The sequence below is a fragment of the Pseudomonas sp. AOB-7 genome (assembly GCF_003696305.1).
Classification (GTDB): domain Bacteria; phylum Pseudomonadota; class Gammaproteobacteria; order Pseudomonadales; family Pseudomonadaceae; genus Aquipseudomonas.
Window position 1 is genome coordinate 1 of record NZ_RFFK01000042.1, and the last position, 1174, is coordinate 1174.

Sequence of the window (1174 nt, forward strand, 5' to 3'; positions counted from 1 at the left end):
ACCACGCCTTCGAGCAGAAGCTCGACGCGTTGTTCGCCGCCAAAAAATAACCCCCCAGAACACCGGTGCGGCCGGGCACGCCCTGCCCGCCCCCGGATACACGGCCCAGGCCTTGCCAGATCGGCCTTCTGTCCCGAGGAATCACACCGTGCTTGAAACCTACCGCCACCATGTCGCCGAACGTGCCGAGCAGGGCCTGCCGCCCCTGGCGCTGAATGCCGAACAGACCGCCGCCCTGGTCGAACTGCTGAAGAACCCGCCAGCCGGCGAAGCCGCCTTCCTGCTCGATCTGATCAGCCACCGCGTCCCCGCCGGCGTGGACGAAGCCGCCTACGTCAAGGCCGGTTTCCTCTCTGCCGTGGCCAAGGGCGAAGCCGCCTCGCCGCTGCTCAGCAAGCAGCGCGCCGTCGAACTGCTGGGCACCATGCAGGGCGGCTACAACATCGCCACCCTGGTCGAACTGCTCGATAGCGCCGAGCTGGCCATCGTTGCCGCCGAACAGCTCAAGCACACCCTGCTGATGTTCGACGCCTTCCACGACGTCGCCGAGCGCGCCAAGGCCGGCAATGCCGCGGCNGGACATCCCGCTGCACGCCCTGGCCATGCTGAAGATGGCTCGCGACGGCATCGTGCCGCAGCAGCCCGGCGCGGTCGGCCCGCTGGCGCAGATCGAGGCGGTCAAGGCCAAGGGTTACCCGGTGGCCTATGTCGGCGACGTGGTCGGCACCGGCTCCTCGCGCAAATCCGCCACCAACTCGGTGCAGTGGTTCTTCGGCGACGACATTCCCCATATTCCGAACAAGCGCGCCGGCGGCTTCTGCTTTGGCAACAAGATCGCCCCGATCTTCTACAACACCATGGAAGACGCCGGCGCCCTGCCAATCGAATTCGACGTGGCCGCCCTCGATATGGGCGATGTGATCGACCTCTACCCCTATGCCGGCAAGGTCTGCAAACAGGGCACTGAAGAAGTGCTGGCCCGCTTCGAACTGAAGACTCCCGTGCTGCTCGACGAAGTGCGCGCCGGCGGCCGTATCCCGCTGATCATCGGCCGCGGCCTGACCGAGAAGGCGCGCGCCGAGCTGGGTCTGGCCCCCTCCGACCTGTTCAACAAGCCGCAAGCGCCGGCCGACAGCGGCAAGGGCTTCACCCTGGCGCAGAAGATGGTCGGCAA

The 1174-nt window shown here is 66.8% G+C and carries 1 pseudogene; it reads left to right on the forward strand.

Going from position 1 to position 1174, the window contains the following annotated elements:
• Nucleotides 1–148: 148 nt before the first annotated feature.
• Nucleotides 149–1174: pseudogene (locus EA796_RS23375) on the forward strand (aconitate hydratase B); the annotation flags it as partial.